This window comes from Stenotrophomonas sp. 78350_Sma (genome assembly GCF_056482105.1).
This window is the reverse complement of sequence record NZ_CM151182.1, coordinates 4440537-4457176: the sequence shown is the minus strand read 5'-3', so window position 1 is coordinate 4457176 and position 16640 is coordinate 4440537. Positions and strand designations below refer to the sequence as shown.

Sequence of the window (16640 nt, the reverse complement as noted above, 5' to 3'; positions counted from 1 at the left end):
CGCGCAGGCGAGCCGGTCAAGCGCGCTTCTTCAACAGGGTTGACCTCCAATGAATATCTGCTGGAACCGCATCCGCCTGGCGCTGGTCGCCCTGGCCTGCGTCGGCCTGTCGGGCTGTGACTGGGTGCTGCTGGATTCGAAGGGCATGGTCGGGCTCGCCCAGCGCGACCTGATCCTGATCTGCATCGGCCTGATGCTGATCGTGGTGATACCGGCCATCGTGCTGACCTTCGTGTTCGCGTGGCGCTACCGCGCCGGCAACACCAAAGCGAAATACATGCCTGACTGGTCGCACTCCACCAAGGTGGAGATCGTGGTCTGGGGCGTGCCGCTGATCATCATCGCGGTGCTGGCGGTGATCGTGTGGAAGTCGACCCACGAGCTGGACCCGTACAAGCCGCTGGACGTGGCCGGTGAGCCGCTGCACGTGGACGTGATCGCCACCGACTGGAAGTGGGTGTTCGTGTACCCGGACCTGGGCATCGCCACCGTCAACCAGCTCAACTTCCCGGCCAACCGCCCGCTGGCATTCAACATCACCTCCAACTCGACGATGAATACCTTCTTCATCCCGCAGCTGGGGGGGCAGATCTACGCGATGGCCGGCATGCGCACGCAGCTGCACCTGATCGCCAACGAGCCCGGCCAGTTCCGTGGCATGTCCGGCAACTACAGCGGGCATGGCTTCTCGAACATGAAGTTCATCGCCACCGCCAGCAGCAACGAAGACTTCGAGCGCTGGGTGGCCGAGGTGCGCAGCGCGCCGGACGCGCTCAGCTTCACGCAGTTCAAGGCGCTGGCCGCACCGTCGAAGAACGCACCGGTGCAGCACTTCTCCAGTGTTGAACCGCTGCTGTTCAAGAAGGTCATCGACCAGTTCATCGGCGTCGGTGAGAACACCGCTGCTGCTACCCCGGCGGGCGCTGCCGGCGGTGCCCAGGTTTCCCAGGAGTAACGAACATGTTGGGTAAATTGACGTGGGAGGCCGTGCCGCTGCACGAGCCGATCGTCGTGGTCACATTGGCGGCCATGGTGCTGGGCGGCCTCGCGCTGCTTGGCGCGGTGACGTACTTCAAGCTGTGGGGGCCGCTGTGGCGCGACTGGTTCACCACCGTGGACCACAAGAAGATCGGCATCATGTACGTGGTGGTGGCGCTGGTCATGCTGGTGCGTGGCTTCGCCGATGCGCTGATGATGCGCGCGCAGCTGGCGGCAGCCGGGCCGGGCAGTGATGGCTTCCTGCCGCCCGAGCACTACGACCAGATCTTCACCGCGCACGGCGTGATCATGATCTTCTTCGTGGCCACCCCGTTCGTGGTCGGCCTGATGAACATCATCGTGCCGCTGCAGATCGGCGCGCGCGACATGGCGTTCCCGTTCCTCAACGCCTTCAGCTTCTGGATCTTCGTGGTCGGCGCAGCGCTGATGATGATCTCGCTGGGCGTTGGCGAATTCGCCATGACCGGTTGGGTCGCCTATCCGCCGCTGTCGGGCATCGAGTTCAGCCCAGGCGTGGGTGTCGATTACTACATCTGGGCACTGCAGGCGTCCGGCGTCGGCACATTGCTGACTGGCGTCAACCTGTTCATCACCATCCTGCGCATGCGTGCGCCGGGCATGACCCTGATGAAGATGCCGGTGTTCACCTGGACCGTGCTGGTCACCAGCGTGATCATCATCGCCGCCTTCCCGATCCTGACCGTGGCGCTGGGTGCGCTCACCCTGGACCGCTACCTGGACTTCAACTTCTACACCAACACGTTGGGCGGCAACCCGATGATGTACGTGAACCTGGTGTGGGCCTGGGGCCATCCGGAGGTGTACATCCTGGTGTTGCCGGCGTTCGGCATCTTCTCCGAAGTGACCGCCACATTCGCGCGCAAGAAGCTGTTCGGTTACAAGTCGATGGTGGGTGCCACGCTGGCGATCGGCATCCTGTCGTTCATCGTGTGGTTGCACCACTTCTTCACCATGGGCTCGGGTGCCAGCGTCAATGCCTTCTTCGGCATCATGACGATGATCATCGCCATCCCCACCGGCGTGAAGATCTTCACCTGGCTGTTCACCATGTATGGCGGTCGCGTCGAGTTCAGCGTCCCGATGCTGTGGACGATCGCCTTCCTGGTCACCTTCACCATCGGTGGCATGACCGGCGTGCTGCTGGCCATCCCGGGCGCGGACTTCCTGCTGCACAACAGCCTGTTCCTGGTCGCGCACTTCCACAACACCATCATCGGTGGCGCGCTGTTCGGCTACCTGGCCGGCTTCGCCTACTGGTTCCCGAAGGTGTTCGGCTTCACTCTCAACGAGCGCCTCGGCAAGTGGTCGTTCGCCTGCTGGGTGATCGGCTTCTACCTGGCCTTCATGCCGCTGTACATGCTGGGCTTCATGGGCATGACCCGCCGCATGAACCAGTACGACAACCCGGCGTGGACGCCGTACCTGATCGCCGCCTTCATCGGTGCGCTGTTCGTGTTCGCGGGCATCATCCTGATGCTGGTGCAGATCTACGTGAGCGTGCGCGACCGCAAGCGCAACCTGGACCTGACCGGCGACCCGTGGAATGCACGCACGCTGGAATGGGCCACGCCGTCGCCGCCACCGTTCTACAACTTCGCCGTGGTGCCCAAGGCCGATGAGCTGGACGCCTTCCACGAAGCGAAGAAGCGCGGCCTGCCGCCGCCGCCGAAGAAGTACGCACCGATCCACATGCCGAAGAACACCGGCGTGCCGCTGATCCTCAACATCTGGATCCTGGTGCTGTGCTTCGCCCTGGTCTGGCACATCTGGTGGATGGCCGCAGCCAGCTTCATCGCGATGATCGTCACCCTGATCGTGCGGTCCTATGACGAGGACGTGGACTACTACGTCAGTTCCGAAGAGGTGGCGCGCACCGAAGCAGCCAACCTTGCCAAGCTGAAGGAGGTACGCGCATGAACCTGTTGACCCGCCCCGAGCTGGCCAGCGACACGCAGGCGCACGAGGACCACCACGAACACGACCATGGCCACGAACAGGGCGGCATGAAGGTGTTCGGCATGTGGGTCTACCTCATGTCCGACCTGGTGCTGTTCGGTTCGCTGTTCGCCTCATACGCGGTGCTCAGCACCGCCTATGCCGGCGGCCCCACCGGCAAGGAGCTGTTCTCGCTGCCGTTCGTGATGGCCGAGACCTTCCTGCTGCTGGTCTCCAGCATCACCTACGGCCAGGCCGTGCTGGCGATGCATCGCCACGACACCTCGGCGGTGCTGCGCTGGCTGGGCGTGACCTTCGTGCTCGGTGCCTCGTTCATCGGCATGGAGATCTACGAGTTCTCGCACCTGATCCACGAAGGCGCGGGCCCGAGCACCAGTGCCTACCTGTCGGCGTTCTTCGCCCTGGTCGCCACCCACGGCCTGCACGTCGCCAGCGGCCTGATCTGGATGGCGGTGGTCATGCACCAGGTCTACCGCCGTGGCCTGACCCCGACCAACATCACCCGCGTGTCGTGCCTGAGCCTGTTCTGGCACTTCCTGGACCTGGTGTGGATCTGCGTCTTCACCTTCGTCTATCTGATCGGAGCCTTCTGACATGGCCCACGTCGAAACCTCGCGCGCCGGCAATGCGCACGGCTCCACCAAGTCCTACCTGATCGGCTTCGTGCTGTGCGCGCTGCTGACCGTGGTGCCGTTCGCACTGGTGATGAGCCCGGTGCTGTCGCGGCCGCTCACGCTGTTCCTGCTGGTCGGCTTCGCGGTGGCGCAGATCCTGGTGCAGCTGGTCTATTTCCTGCACATGGACCGCAAGTCCGAAGGTGGCTGGAACCTGGCCAGCTTCGTGTTCACCCTGTTGATCCTGTTCATCATCGTCGCGTTGTCGGTGTGGATCATCTGGAGCATGCACTACCACATGATGATCAACTGACCGTGGCCGGGGTGATCGGCATGGACCGCACGATCATCCCGGCACCTCAGCCTTCTTTTCCCCAAGGGCAGGCCTGACCGAGACCCCGCCCGCGCCTGCGTTGGTGGTACCCGTGAAGCGTGTTGCTGCTGTTGCCCGTTTGTTGTTCCTTCCCCGATTCCGCCTGCCGCTGCTGGCCGGCCTGGCCATCGGCCTGCTGGCCGGCTGCAGTGCGCAGTCGCGCATGGACTTCTACTCCAAGGACATCGCCTGCGAAGAGCTCGGCCAGCAGTGGTCGATGCCCGACAGCCACGGCACCGTGCGCGGCCCGAAGGACCTGCAGGGGCAGGTGACCTATCTGTTCTTCGGTTTCACCAGCTGCCCGGACGTGTGCCCGACCACGATGGTCGAGCTGAGCCAGGTCAAGCACCTGATGGGCAAGGATGCCGACCAGCTGCAGGTGGTGTTCGTCAGCGTCGACCCGGCGCGCGACACGCCGGAGGTTGCGCGCACCTACGTGGAAGCGTTCGACCCCAAGGCCATCGCACTGGTCGGCAACGAAGCACAACTGGCCGCGATGGCCAGCGACTTCAAGGCGTTCTACGAGAAGGAACCCGGCCAGGTGCCGGAGACCTACACCATGAGCCACATCGCGGGCGGTTACGTGTTCGACCGCCAAGGCCGTCTGCGCCTGTTCGCGCCCTATGGCATGCCGGTGGAGAAGCTGTTCTCCGACGTGCAGCGCCTGCTGCTGGAGCCCGCTCATCCAGCCGCCGGCAACGACGCACTGGCCAGCTGCAACCGCAAGCACAGCGACACGCTCGCTGCCCGGTAATGCCGGGCCATGCGCGGCTGATGCCGCCTGTTCGTCGCGCCCGCTGCCCCGGTAGATGTCGACCTTGGTCGACACGTGGGTGCCGACCGTTGGTCGGCACATCCCCCCACACCAATCCCCCGGCCGGCCAGGAGAGCCAACCGGCCGGGGGCACCACTCAACGCTTTACTTGGATTCTTCCCACTGCACCACGTCCGGCTCGGCCGCCTTGATGCCGGCGGTCGACAGCAGCTTGGTGGTCGCATCCAGCGCCGCATTCACCGACGGGTACTCCACAATCGCGCGGCCCGAGGCCTTGGATACCTTCACCACGGTGCCGCCGGTGGCGGTGGCTGCACGCTGGGCCGAGGCCGCATCGGTGAAGAACACCTTGACCCGCGAGGTCGCCACTACCGGTGCGCCATCGTTGGAGACGGCGGCGGCGAACTTGCTGGCTCCGGCATCCAGGCGTGCGGCCGCGCCCGACGCGGCATCGGTAGAGCGCTTGCTGCGGGTGCCCGCTGCAGGTGCGCTGGCAGCGCTGCCCTGGGTGATCTTGAACTGACCCCCGCTGGCCTGCTGCACGGTCGCCGAAGGCGCCAGCTGGAAGCGTGAGCCGCCCACATCGAACGAACGGCCGGTGGCTGCCGCTTTCAGCGCCTGTGCATCCACGGTCGAAAGGGTCTTGTCTGGCGGCGTCTGGCCCGAACTCTGGGCCCAGGTGGTGGTGGTCATCGCCGCGAGGGCGAGGGTGCTCAACAGAATGGTCGTCTTCATCATCAGTGCCCCAGAACGCGGATCTTGAAGAATTCGAGGTTGCCACGCGATGCAGCGTTCGCGGCCTGCCCCAGGTCGGTCACTTCCAGTGTCCAGGTGCCGCTGGCGTTCTCATCCAGGAAGGCATTGCTGGACAACAGGTCCCAGCTGGTGAAGTTGCGCTGCACGCCACCGGTACCCGAGCCGATCGCAGTGAAAGCCGGCTGCACCACGCTGCGGGTGCCACTGGGCGAGATCAGCACGAACTGCAGCTGGCGGGTGTTGGTGTGGCTGACGCGGAAGCCCAGCTGCACGCTTTCGATGTTGCGCGCGCCGTTGGCTAGCTGGAAGGTGAGGCGTGCGGCGGCCGCCGAGGTATTGCCGATGGCCACGGTGCGCGTCGTATTGCGCCAGCCGCTGTCTACCAGCGCACCCAGCGACTGGAAGTTCTCCGCCACCTGCACTGCACGCGCGGCATTGACCACGCCGAAGCCGTACCAGTTGCTGTAGGCGCGGCCGGCGGCGTTCACTGTCCACCCGGGCACCAGCACGCGGCCGTCGGAATGGGTCACTGCCGCCTGGTTCGGGTCGTTGCGGGTGGCCGTGGTGGCCAGGATGTACTTCACATCGCGGTAGGACAGGTTCGGGTTGGTTTCCAGCACCAGTGCCGCGACACCCGACACCATCGGCGTGGCGGCCGAGGTGCCGTTCATCTTGCCGGTGTAGTTGCAGGTGCTGTCGATGGCCGACTGGTCGCCGTCCAGGGTGTTCCGCAGGCTGCTGTTCTTGTTGCTGCCTTGAGCGCAGCCGGTGACGTCGGTGGTGAGGATGGCGGGATCGTAGCGGATCGCCAGCTGCCCCGGCACGACCTGCCGCTGCCAGCCGTTCTCACCGCCGAAGCCGGACACCCACAGTGCCGAGCCGGTGGACGAGTACGAGGAGCGGACACCGTCGGCACGCACCGCAGCCACGGTGATCACGTTGAACAGGTTGTTGCGTGGATCGCGGCCAGCCGGAACACAGCCGGTCCTGCGGTTCTTGGTGTCGTTGGTGCAGACGTCCTGGAACTGGTTGATCGCAGCATTGTCGAAGTTGTTGCCCGCTGCCTTCACATAGATGCCGCCGCGGCCACCGCGGGTGCCTGACAAGGCCTGCTCGTAGGCGGTGATGTCATTCTGGCTGTATGCGAACGGCAGGTTTGGATTGCCAGGGCCTGCGCCCCAGCTGTTGTTGAAGACCTGTACATCCGCCGATTCGGCACCGTCCCACCAGGCATATTCGATGTTGCTCTGCTGGTTGCCCTGGGCAGCCCTCGAAATCGGGTTGAACCCTTTCAGCGTCGCTGCCGGAGCCACGCCGCGCACGCCCAGATTGTTGGCCCCGACCGCGCCGGCGATGCCACCGACCATGGTGCCGTGGTTGTCGACGTCGGGATCAGGCGGCGTCGGATTGTTGGAACCGTTGGCGAAGTTCTTGCCTGCGACTGCCGCGATGTTGGCAGCCAGGTCCGGGTGTGCGATCTGCAGGCCATCATCGACGATGGCGATGGTGACGCCCTGGCCGCGGATGCCGTTGCGGAACAGCCCGTCCACGTTCAGATCGTTGCCGGCCACAGGCCGGGTATCGCCCAGCACGGCTTGTCCGGTGTTGAGCAGGTGCCACTGGCGACCGGCCAGCGGGTCAGCCTGCTGGGCCTGGGCGGTGACGGCCAGGCTGCCCAGCACCAGGGCAGTGGCAAGGGCCAGGCGCGCGGAGCGCGGTGGCGCGGAGCGTTGCGTGTGTCGCTTCATACACGAATCCTTCTGTTGTGAATCGGCATGGCAGGACGGCGGGGCGGAACTGCCCCATCGCAACGAGCCAAACGCGACACAACGAAGAACCCCCTACCTCTTCACACACTCAATCTGCAGATGTGCCAATTACGTCACAAACGCTTAGTGCGTCTGGTTATGACAGTGCACACAAATATCTTCACGCCATCTTCGCGCGGTTGAATTTGAGTCGTGGGAAACAGGGAGAACTACTTGCAGATGACCACACACATGAAGAACGAACGGCAGCGCGGCCGTGCGCGCGCAGACCAGACCCCGCTCTCGGTCGCCGCCATCCGCAAGGTGGTGCTGGCCGTGCATACGCGCAGCCACGACTATGGCGACGATGCCGATATCGCTGAGTTGCTGCCCGAGCTGGCAGCATTCGGCATCACCACGGTGAAACCGCTGCGCCTGTTGATGAAGAAGCACCGTCGCGCGCTGCTACAGGAGGAGCGGATCGTCATGCGACGCGTAGAGACGCTGCATCTGCGCACCGAGTGGCGGCCCGGTGGCATCGACGTGCATGCCAACACCAGCCGCTACGCCATTGGCGGCCTGGTCCGCACCAGCATGGAACACGAATTCGGCTTCGAGACGATGCTGCCCTTCCACGAGGTGCGCGAGGACGAATCCGCGTAGCGCGGTGCCTGTTCGGCGGGAGTGGCAATCCCATCCCGGCGTCATCGCGCGCCCTCACATCCCGCTGTGCTACTACACCCCGTGCACCCTTCCGCATCGGAGCACGATGATGGTCAATCCGCTCGCCCAGGCCCATCGCGGCCTTGGCACTACGCTGTTCAGCCTGTTGAACCCCATACCCTTCGGCTTCTTCGTCGGCGCCCTGATCTTCGATGCGATCTACCTCAACAGCGCCGAGGTGATGTGGGGCAAGGCTGCGGCCTGGCTGATCACCTTCGGCCTGCTGATCGCCATCCTGCCGCGCCTGATCAACCTGTTCGCGGTCTGGCGCCGCAACGGCACCGCTACCCGCATCGACCGCATCGACTTCTTCCTCAACCTGGTCGCGGTCGTGCTGGCCATCTGGAATGCCTTCGTGCACAGCCGCGATGCCTATGCCGTCGCGGTGCCCGGTACGATCCTGTCGGCGCTGACCGTGGCCCTGATCGCCCTGGGCCTGATCCTGCTGTCACTGCAGCCGCCGGTGCTGCGGGGAGGTCGTCATGGCTAAGCACATCCCGCCCACCCTGGCTGCGCTGGCACTGGCCGTCACCCTGTCGGCTTGCGCCGGCAAGGCCGAATACCACCCCACCGACCAGTCCGGTGCGAAGCCGCCGCTGCCGGCACCGAAGAACTTCCTGATGCCACCGATGCAGGTGCCGCGGGGCGTGGGCTGGGCTGATGGCCAGTCACCCACGGTGGCCGAAGGCCTGCAGATCGAACGCATCGCCGCCAACCTGCAGCATCCGCGGCGGCTGTTGACCCTGCCCAATGGCGATGTGCTGGTGGTGGAGGGCAATGGCCCCGGCGAAGAGCCGGTCACCACGCCCAAGCAGTGGATCGCCGGCAAGGTGAAGGCGCGCTCGGGCAAGGCCGGCAAGGGCGGCAACCGGGTCACCCTGCTGCGGCGCACGCCCGGCTCCAACGCCTGGACCCAACACGTCTATATCGAAGGCCTGCATTCGCCGTTCGGCATCCAGCTGATCGGCGACACGCTGTACGTGGCCAACACCGGCAACATCATGCAGTACCACTACGTACCCGGCGAAACCCGCATGTCCGACAAGGGCCGCGAGTTCACCGACCTGCCCAGCACCATCAACCACCACTGGACCAAGGAACTGCTGGCCAGCCGCGATGGCAGCAAGCTGTACGTGGGCGTGGGCTCCAACAGCAACATCACCGAGAACGGCCTGGCCGTTGAATACCGGCGCGCAGTGGTACTGGAGGTGGACGTGGCCACCCGTGGCAGCCGCATCTACGCCTCGGGCATCCGCAACCCCACCGGGCTGGATTGGGAGCCGAGCACCGGCCAACTGTGGGCAGTCGCGAACGAGCGCGATGAGATCGGTGCCGATCTGGTGCCGGACTACCTCACCTCGGTGAAGGAAGATGGCTTCTATGGCTGGCCCTACAGCTACTACGGCCAGCACGTGGACGAGCGCGTGCAGCCGCAGCGGCCCGATCTGGTGGCCAAGGCGATCGTGCCGGACTATGCCATTGGCTCGCACGTGGCACCGCTGGGCCTGCTGTTCTACACCGGGCAGGCGCTGCCGGCGCAGTACCACGGCGGCGCCTTCATCGGCGAGCACGGCAGCTGGGACCGCTCGCCGTTGAGCGGCTACGAAGTGGTCTACGTGTCATTCAAGGACGGCAAGCCGACCGGACGGCCGCAGACCGTGGTCAGCGGCTTTGCCTCGAAGGATGAAAAGACCCTGATGGGCGCACCGGTGGGCATGGCGATGGATGCCGAAGGTGCACTGCTGGTGGCCGACGACGTGGGCGACGTGGTGTGGCGGGTGTCGGCCAAGTAATTCTGTAGAGCCGAGCCCATGCTCGGCTTGCGCGCGCAGCGCGCGGGTTTCCGTGCACCGAACGAAGAGCAGCCGAGCGTGGGCTCGGCTCTACAGTTCCGCGGTACTGCTGCGGAACCCGCTGAACACCGACTCGGCGGCAAACCCGACGCCGCCCAGCAGCACGCCGAAATACACCATCGTGGCCACCACGAACGCGTAGCCCGCCGCCACCGCCGCGCCATCGCGCTGGATGAAGCCGATCGCAAAGGACATCAGCGCCAGGGCCGGCAGCGTGTTGCTGAAGGGAATCGGCCCGGCCGGCGCCATCAGCAGCAGGGTGGCCACGACCAGCGCCAGGTTGTTCAGGCGCATCATCTTCTTCGAGCGCACCATCACCGCCAGCCGCATCGGCCGCGACAGCCGCTCCATGCGGTGCACCCACTTCAGCGCACGGCCGAGGTTGGCCTTCAGCTTGTCGGTGGCGATCTCGCGGCGGGCGAGCTTCTGCGGCACCCATAGCGGGCGGTTGCGCACCCGGCTCAGGCCGATCAGCAGGATCGAAGCGCCAAACACCGTACTCAGGCCGGGAATCGATACGGGAATGATGAAGATGGCCGAGAGCAGGATCACGATCAGCAGCAGGCCTTCATCGCCCAGCGCACTGAGCAGGGTGCCGACGCTGACCTGTTCGCCGGGCAGCTCGTCGATCATCTGCTCGATCTGCTGGGCCAGGGGGGCGCTGTCGTTGGTTTCGGGGGCACGGTAGGTCATGCGTCGCAAGGTTCTCCAGGGAAGGGCGGTCAATGGGCCGTCCTGCGGTGGGGGACGCACAGGCTCCCGCAGTATCCCGGCCAGCGTGGGCAAAGAGGTGAACCGGGCATGAGGGGGTAAACTGGCGTGCCCCGCACGAGTTGAACGCAATGGACATGGGCCGCAGGCAATCGACCATCGAACTGGTCGCCATCGACATGGATGGCACCCTGCTGGACCCTACCCACACGCTCACCGCGCGGGTCAAACAGGCCATCGCGCAGGCGCGCGCGCTGGGCGTGCACATCGTGCTGACCAGTGGCCGCCCGGTGCCGGGACTGGCACCGTTCCTGCACGAGCTGGGCATCACCGGCGACGACGACTACTGCATCGCCTGCAACGGCGGCCTGGTGCAGCGCATCGGCACCCGTGAAACCGTGGTCGAGTACCCGCTCAGTTTCGACGACTTCCTGTTCTGCGAGCAGGTGGCCCGCGAACTGGGCGTGCACTTCCAGGCGCTGGACAGCCAGCGCATGTACACGCCCAACCAGGACATCAGCTACTACACCGTGGCCGACTCGCATCTTTCGCGGATGCCGCTGTCCTACCGCCGCGTGGAAGACATGGACCCGTCCATGTCCTTCATCAAGCTGATGATGATCGACGCGCCCGACGTGCTGGATGCCGCCATCGCGCGCCTGCCCAGCGCGCTGACCGAGCGCTTCGCGGTGCTGAAGAGTGCACCGTTCTTCCTGGAAGTGTTCGACCACCGCGCCGGCAAGGGGCCGAGCCTGCAGAAGCTGGCCGAGTACCTGGGCATCGACCGCGCCAACGTCATGGCCATCGGCGACCAGGAAAACGACCTCACCATGCTGCAGTACGCCGGCACCAGCGTGGCGATGGGAAATGCCATCGATGCGGTGAAGGCGGTGGCGCGATTTGAAACCACCAGCAACGCCGATGAAGGCGTGGCGCGCGCGATTGAGCGCTTCGTTCTGCAGTGATCCGGAGCACATCATGAGCTGGACGTTGATGATGTTTGCTCAGTCCTTTGCCAACGAGCGGATGTCGGCGCAGGTCTTCTCCGAGTCCTACATCGAGCTGTGGAGGATCGAGCGGGATCTTGACGTGCTGGCTTTGGATGACGCAGCGCTTTCAACGTGCCTGTCCAACATCTTCTGTGCTGCCGACATGTATTGCGGCGAAGAGATGGATCGCCATGCGTATGAGCTTGATGCCGCCCAGCTGCATGCTGCCGTTGTGGCTTTGATCGATGAGTGGAAGCAGTCCACGACTGCTCGCTAGCCTGGCTTGGATCTATACCTGCGTATAGCCCACCCATCCCCACCGCCATCGACGCTGTACCACGGTGCAATGGCGGATGCGGCAGTGCGATGCAAGAATTTCGCACGTCGAAATCACGCCATCGAATGCCACGGCCGATGATCGTCCTCGTCTGCCACTGACCGGCGCGCACCGCGCGGTCATCCCTTCAACGCAATCGCATCGCCAGCCAGGGCGCCGACACCGGCGCTGCATCGCGCTGGGCGTGCGCCTGCGCCGCTCTCCCCCTGCACCCTGGATCTGCCCATGAACACCCCACCCACGACGTGCCTCGCCCTGGCCATCATCGCGGCCATCACCGCACCTGCGTACGCCGCAGAAACGCACGATGCCGCGCACGACTCGCCCACCACGCTCAACGCCCTGCAGGTCATCGCAACGCCGCGCGGCGCCGCCGTTGCACCGACCCAGGTGGTTGGCCCGAACCGCTACATCATCAAGGCCGAAGACCTCGACGCGATGGTCACCGGCAACAACGGCCTGGCCATGCTCAAGCAGGTACCCGGCGCCAGCTACACCGCCACCGACGGGCTGGGCCTGGACATCTCGGCCACCAGCCTGTTCGTGCGCGGCTTCCGCATGAATGAAATGGGCATCACCTTCGAAGGCGTGCCGCTGAACGACAACGGCTTCCTCTCGCTTACCGGCACCAGCGTGGTGAACGTGGGCGTGCCCGATGGCATCGGCGCGATCACGGTCAGCCCGGGTGGCGCACCGGTCAGCGTGTTCTCCAGCAGCGTCAACGGCGGCAGCCTGGAATACCGCCTGCGCGAGCTGCAGGACACGCCCAGTCTGCGCGTGAAGCAGGGCGTGGGCAGCAACAACACGTTGGTCACCACCGTATCCGGGCAGAGCGGCCAGCTGGGCGAGCATGGCCCGAAGGTGCTGGTCGACCTGCAGCGTGTGTCGGCCGACAAGTACCAGGGCGAGGGCACGCAGAACTTCCTGCGCGGCGACCTGAAGCTGCAGCAGGACGTCGCCTGGGGTGACTTCACCGTGTTCCTGTCCGACAGCAAGGCCAAGGTGTGGGGCTACAACAACATCTCCTTCGACATGATCCGCAAGCTGGGCTGGAAGGCCGACATCTTCTATCCGGACTACGCCTGGGCCTGGTACGTGGCCTCGCCGGAGAACGCGGACAAATCCTGCGGTGCCTATACCTGTGGCGAGCTTTCCGAACTGATTCCGTACGACACCGGCCAGACCACCCGCGACCGCGTGTCCTCGATCAACCATCGTTTCCAGATCACCCCGGCACTGAACGGCAACGTGCAGCTGTACAACGCCAACAGCCACACGCAGGCCACGCTGACCGACCCCTCCGTGCCGTCACCCAACGGCGCACCGTTCTCCGAACAGGTGCAGACGCCGCGCCTCAACCGCCTGGGGGGCATGCTCAACCTGCAGTTCGAGACCGGCGCGCACACCTTCACTGCCGGTTTCTGGCAGGAGAAGAGCAAGGCCGCGGCCAAGACCGAGTGGTACCAGCAGCCGCTGCTGGGCGAAGGCCCGCCATTGAAGGCCACCGGCCCGTTCGACGTGTACGGTCCAGCGTTCAAGACCGACAACGCATCGAGCTGGGTGACCCGCTCGCGCCAGTTCTACCTGCAGGACGACATCGTGTTGAACGACACACTGAAGCTGGGTGTCGGCTTCAAGGCCGTGGACTTCCGCACCAGCGGCGGCGGCCTCGGTGACGCCAAGGATCGACCGGTGAACGGCACGCTGCGCGCGAAGAGCAGCTTCCTGCCGCATGTCTCGCTGTTCTGGAGCCCGACCGAATCCACTGATGCCTTCATCGACCTGGCCAACACCATGAACGGCTATCGCGTCGCCCAGCGCGGCAACATCGGCTACACCGCCTCGGCGTGGACCATCACCGACCAGGAAGAGTTCGACCGCGTGGCGGGCACGCTGCGCCCGGAGAAGAACTGGAACCTCACCGTGGGCGCATCGCATCGCTTCGACCGGCTGACGATCACCGGCGATGTGTTCTACAACGACATCCGCAACCGACTGCTGTCGGCCGCCATCGGCACCCAGTTCGCGCAGATCAACACGGTGCGGCTGATGCCGAAGATGCACGTGATCGGCGCTGACCTCGGCATCACCGCGGACCTCACCGACCACCTGCAGTTCTACCAGGGTGTGGCCGTGGCCCGTTCGTACTACGACAGCGATTTCGTGGTGGGCGACACGGTGTACCCGATCAAGGGCAACGCCCAGCCGGGCTACCCGCAGATCTCGCTGGTCAGCGACCTGTCGGCGCATTTCGGTGACTGGCGTTTTGGTGCCACCAGCACCTCCTACCTGCGCCAGCCCTTTACCTACGAGAACGACATCCGCGTGCCGACCTTCTGGCAGGTCAACACCTATGCCGCCTACCGCTTCGGTGCGGATAGCGCCGTGCCCGGCCTGGAGCTGCGGCTGGACGTGAGCAACCTGTTCAACCGCCACAACATCGGCACTGCCACCATCGCCGGCTCGTCGTTCTCGGGCGATTACCAGACCCTGCAGCGCAGCGCGCCCCGGCAGCTGATGTTCAGCACCTCGATGGCCTTCTAGGTAGATCCACGCCATGCGTGGATGCACTTGGCGGCCCCCCCCAATCCACCTGGCCCCCCCTTGGGCAATCAACAGGGATTTTCTGGCGGCGGCGCAAGGTTCCCACAATGTTGCTGGGTCATCCTGTCGGCATGGCTCAGTACAACCCGCGATCACCGTTGTTTGACATCCGGAGCCCGGGACGGCTCAGGCAGGCGCCCTCCGTGACGCCTGTGATCGACCTGCAGGCCGAGTACCAGTTCTGGCACGTCTACGAGCGCGTGGTCCGTCCGTTGCCCGGTGGGGGGCTGCGTCTGGCCTGGCTGGTGTGCCAGAAGGTGTACCGGGACCGCTGGCAGCACCCGAACGACAGCGACGCGGCGGGACTGTCGCGGGTGCTGTTCGGCGACAACATGACGGCTGACCGGGCGTCGGAGCTGGCGGAGCTGCACGCGCTGGTCAGCCGTCGGGTGGCGTTGCTGGCGAAGCGGGGGCGGGTGGATTCCGCAGCGTGATGCACGCCCTTGGTGGGGACGACTGTTGGTCGACCGCTCTTCGCACCCAACTGTAGGTAGAAGGCCGTGCGTGGTAGATGCACCTTCCGCATTCACTGCGGCTGATCGCAATGCTTGTCTCCCGTGCGGTAGCGTGGTCAGGTACACCCCGCTACCGTCTCTGTCCTTCTGGGCATGCGGCCGGGGTATTTTTTTGATTGTTGCTGCTCCCGTGCGGATGAGGGCTCCCGGCAATCAGGCTCATGCATTTCCCCGATCCAACTGCCGATACCCGATCGCCTCAGCCAGATGCGCGGTCTGGATCACCTCGCAACCCGCAAGATCCGCAATCGTGCGCGCCACGCGCAGAATCCGGTGCATCGCCCGTGCCGAAAGCTGCAGACGCTCGATGGCCTGCTCCAACAGAACCTGATCGGCCTCGCTCAGTTTCGTGCAGGCACGCAGTGCCGCCGGCAACAGATGCGCATTGAGCCCACCACGCGCCTGCTGCCGGCCATGCGCGGCTTCCACCCGCTCACGCACCGATGCGCTGGGCTCACCCAGCGGCGTGCTCTCCCGCAGCTCCACCGCGTCCATCCGGGTCACGCCGATATGCAGGTCGATACGGTCCAGCAGTGGGCCGGACACCCGCGCACGGTAACGGTTGATACGTTCGTCGCTGCACAGGCAGCGGTTGCTGCGGTCACCGGCCCAGCCGCACGGGCAGGGATTCATCGCGGCCACCAGTTGGAACCGCGCGGGGTACTGCACGCTGCGTGCCGCGCGGGCGATGCGGATGTGGCCGGACTCCAGTGGCTCGCGCAGGGTCTCCAGCGCGCTGCGGTTCCACTCTGGAAGCTCATCAAGGAAGAGGACTCCTTGGTGGGCCAGCGAGATTTCACCGGGGCAGGGCGGGTTGCCCCCACCCACCAGCGCCGCCGCACTGGCACTGTGATGCGGTGCCCGAAAGGGCCGTTGCCGCCATCGTCTTGGGTCCAGCCCCTCACCGCTCACCGATGCAATCGCAGCCAGCTGCAAAGCCTCGGCTTCCTCGGTATCCGGCAACAGGCTGGGCAGGCGCGAGGCCAGCAGCGTCTTGCCGCAGCCGGGACTGCCGATCAGAAGCAAATGGTGTCCACCCGCTGCGGCCACTTCCAACGCTCGCCGCGCATGCGCCTGCCCGCGCACGTCGGCCAGATCCGGCAGCGGCAACGGTGTCGCGTCCACACGCTCCACGGGTGGCAACAGACGCGGATTGCCTAACCCGGCGCAGCACTCCAGCAACGTGCGGGCCACGCGCACATCGGCATGCTCGGCCAACGCCGCCTCGGCCGCATTCCCCGGCGGCACCACCAGGATGCGCCCGGCTTCAGCGGCGGCGATTGCGGCGGGCAGTGCACCCGCCACCGGGCGCAGTTCACCGGTCAGGCCCAGCTCGCCCAGGAACTCGTACTGCAGCAGCGACTGCGGATCGACTTGACCACTCGCGGCAAGAATGCCCAGCGCAATTGCCAGGTCGTAACGCCCACCTTCCTTGGGCAGGTCGGCGGGCGCCAGGTTCAAGGTGATGCGCCGCTGCGGAAAGTCGAAGCGCGCGCAGAGCAGGGCGGCACGCACGCGCTCGCGGGATTCGCGCACGCTGGCTTCGGCCAAGCCCACGATCTGAGTGACAGGCAGGCCGCCAGAGAGGTGCACTTCCACCCGCACCAGCGGGGCATTGACCCCGGCGCGGGCACGGCTGTGGACCAGTGCCAGGCTCATGTGTGGT

At 65.4% G+C, this 16640-nt stretch carries 16 protein-coding genes; 12 read left to right on the top strand and 4 right to left on the bottom strand.

The annotated features are described in order from the left end of the window. Window positions 1–49: 49 nt before the first annotated feature. From cyoA to ACZK4H_RS20555, 5 genes are all read left to right on the top strand, one after another. A complete protein-coding gene (gene cyoA / locus ACZK4H_RS20575; protein WP_049435746.1) occupies window positions 50–955 on the top strand; it encodes a ubiquinol oxidase subunit II in 906 nt (301 codons plus the stop codon). A gap of 5 nt (window positions 956–960) precedes the next feature. Beyond that, a complete protein-coding gene (gene cyoB, locus ACZK4H_RS20570; protein ID WP_012481499.1) occupies window positions 961–2937 on the top strand; it encodes a cytochrome o ubiquinol oxidase subunit I in 1977 nt (658 codons plus the stop codon). Continuing rightward, window positions 2934–3569 (top strand): cytochrome o ubiquinol oxidase subunit III, encoded by a 636-nt coding sequence (gene cyoC / locus ACZK4H_RS20565; RefSeq protein WP_005414759.1) that lies wholly within the window; start codon window positions 2934–2936, stop codon window positions 3567–3569. Before cyoB ends, cyoC begins: the two co-directional genes overlap by 4 nt. 1 nt (window position 3570) lies before the next feature. Further along, complete coding sequence (cyoD, locus tag ACZK4H_RS20560; RefSeq protein WP_478473031.1) at window positions 3571–3903, top strand: cytochrome o ubiquinol oxidase subunit IV; 333 nt, start codon at window positions 3571–3573, stop codon at window positions 3901–3903. Window positions 3904–4045: 142 nt separating this feature from the next. Continuing rightward, a complete protein-coding gene (locus ACZK4H_RS20555; RefSeq protein ID WP_099554872.1) occupies window positions 4046–4717 on the top strand; it encodes an SCO family protein in 672 nt (223 codons plus the stop codon). A gap of 165 nt (window positions 4718–4882) precedes the next feature. Here the strand turns inward: ACZK4H_RS20555 and ACZK4H_RS20550 are convergent, their stop codons facing one another. Further along, on the bottom strand, window positions 4883–5476 hold the full coding sequence (locus tag ACZK4H_RS20550) for a S8 family serine peptidase (RefSeq protein ID WP_099554839.1): 594 nt from the start codon (window positions 5474–5476) through the stop codon (window positions 4883–4885). Beyond that, on the bottom strand, window positions 5476–7242 hold the full coding sequence (locus ACZK4H_RS20545; RefSeq protein ID WP_099554841.1) for a S8 family serine peptidase: 1767 nt from the start codon (window positions 7240–7242) through the stop codon (window positions 5476–5478). Before ACZK4H_RS20545 ends, ACZK4H_RS20550 begins: the two co-directional genes overlap by 1 nt. Window positions 7243–7494: 252 nt before the next feature. Between ACZK4H_RS20545 and ACZK4H_RS20540 the strand changes: the two genes are divergently transcribed. The 3 genes from ACZK4H_RS20540 to ACZK4H_RS20530 all read left to right on the top strand — a co-directional run bounded on the left by ACZK4H_RS20540 (window position 7495) and on the right by ACZK4H_RS20530 (window position 9758). Beyond that, entirely contained in the window at window positions 7495–7905 is a 411-nt protein-coding gene (locus tag ACZK4H_RS20540) for a hypothetical protein (RefSeq protein WP_241896753.1), read from the top strand. A 109-nt stretch (window positions 7906–8014) separates the two neighbouring features. Next, window positions 8015–8455 (top strand): DUF2231 domain-containing protein, encoded by a 441-nt coding sequence (locus ACZK4H_RS20535; protein WP_099554874.1) that lies wholly within the window; start codon window positions 8015–8017, stop codon window positions 8453–8455. After that, a complete protein-coding gene (locus ACZK4H_RS20530) occupies window positions 8448–9758 on the top strand; it encodes a PQQ-dependent sugar dehydrogenase (protein ID WP_099554845.1) in 1311 nt (436 codons plus the stop codon). Before ACZK4H_RS20535 ends, ACZK4H_RS20530 begins: the two co-directional genes overlap by 8 nt. Window positions 9759–9848: 90 nt before the next feature. Here the strand turns inward: ACZK4H_RS20530 and ACZK4H_RS20525 are convergent, their stop codons facing one another. Then, a complete protein-coding gene (locus ACZK4H_RS20525; RefSeq protein ID WP_099554847.1) occupies window positions 9849–10511 on the bottom strand; it encodes an exopolysaccharide biosynthesis protein in 663 nt (220 codons plus the stop codon). 149 nt (window positions 10512–10660) lie between these two features. Between ACZK4H_RS20525 and yidA the strand changes: the two genes are divergently transcribed. The 4 genes from yidA to ACZK4H_RS20505 all read left to right on the top strand — a co-directional run bounded on the left by yidA (window position 10661) and on the right by ACZK4H_RS20505 (window position 14893). Next, window positions 10661–11494 carry a sugar-phosphatase gene (gene yidA, locus ACZK4H_RS20520; RefSeq protein WP_099554849.1) on the top strand — a complete coding sequence of 278 codons (834 nt, stop codon included), beginning with the start codon at window positions 10661–10663 and terminating at the stop codon, window positions 11492–11494. Window positions 11495–11507: 13 nt separating this feature from the next. Further along, a complete protein-coding gene (locus ACZK4H_RS20515) occupies window positions 11508–11795 on the top strand; it encodes a colicin immunity domain-containing protein (protein ID WP_239503761.1) in 288 nt (95 codons plus the stop codon). A gap of 285 nt (window positions 11796–12080) precedes the next feature. Next, window positions 12081–14399 carry a TonB-dependent receptor gene (locus ACZK4H_RS20510; protein ID WP_099554851.1) on the top strand — a complete coding sequence of 773 codons (2319 nt, stop codon included), beginning with the start codon at window positions 12081–12083 and terminating at the stop codon, window positions 14397–14399. 107 nt (window positions 14400–14506) lie between these two features. Next, window positions 14507–14893, top strand: a complete 387-nt coding sequence (locus ACZK4H_RS20505) for a hypothetical protein (RefSeq protein ID WP_099554853.1) — start codon at window positions 14507–14509, stop codon at window positions 14891–14893. A 240-nt stretch (window positions 14894–15133) separates the two neighbouring features. Here ACZK4H_RS20505 and ACZK4H_RS20500 read toward each other — a convergent pair whose 3' ends face one another. Beyond that, complete coding sequence (locus ACZK4H_RS20500) at window positions 15134–16633, bottom strand: YifB family Mg chelatase-like AAA ATPase (protein WP_099554855.1); 1500 nt, start codon at window positions 16631–16633, stop codon at window positions 15134–15136. Window positions 16634–16640 lie beyond the last annotated feature (7 nt).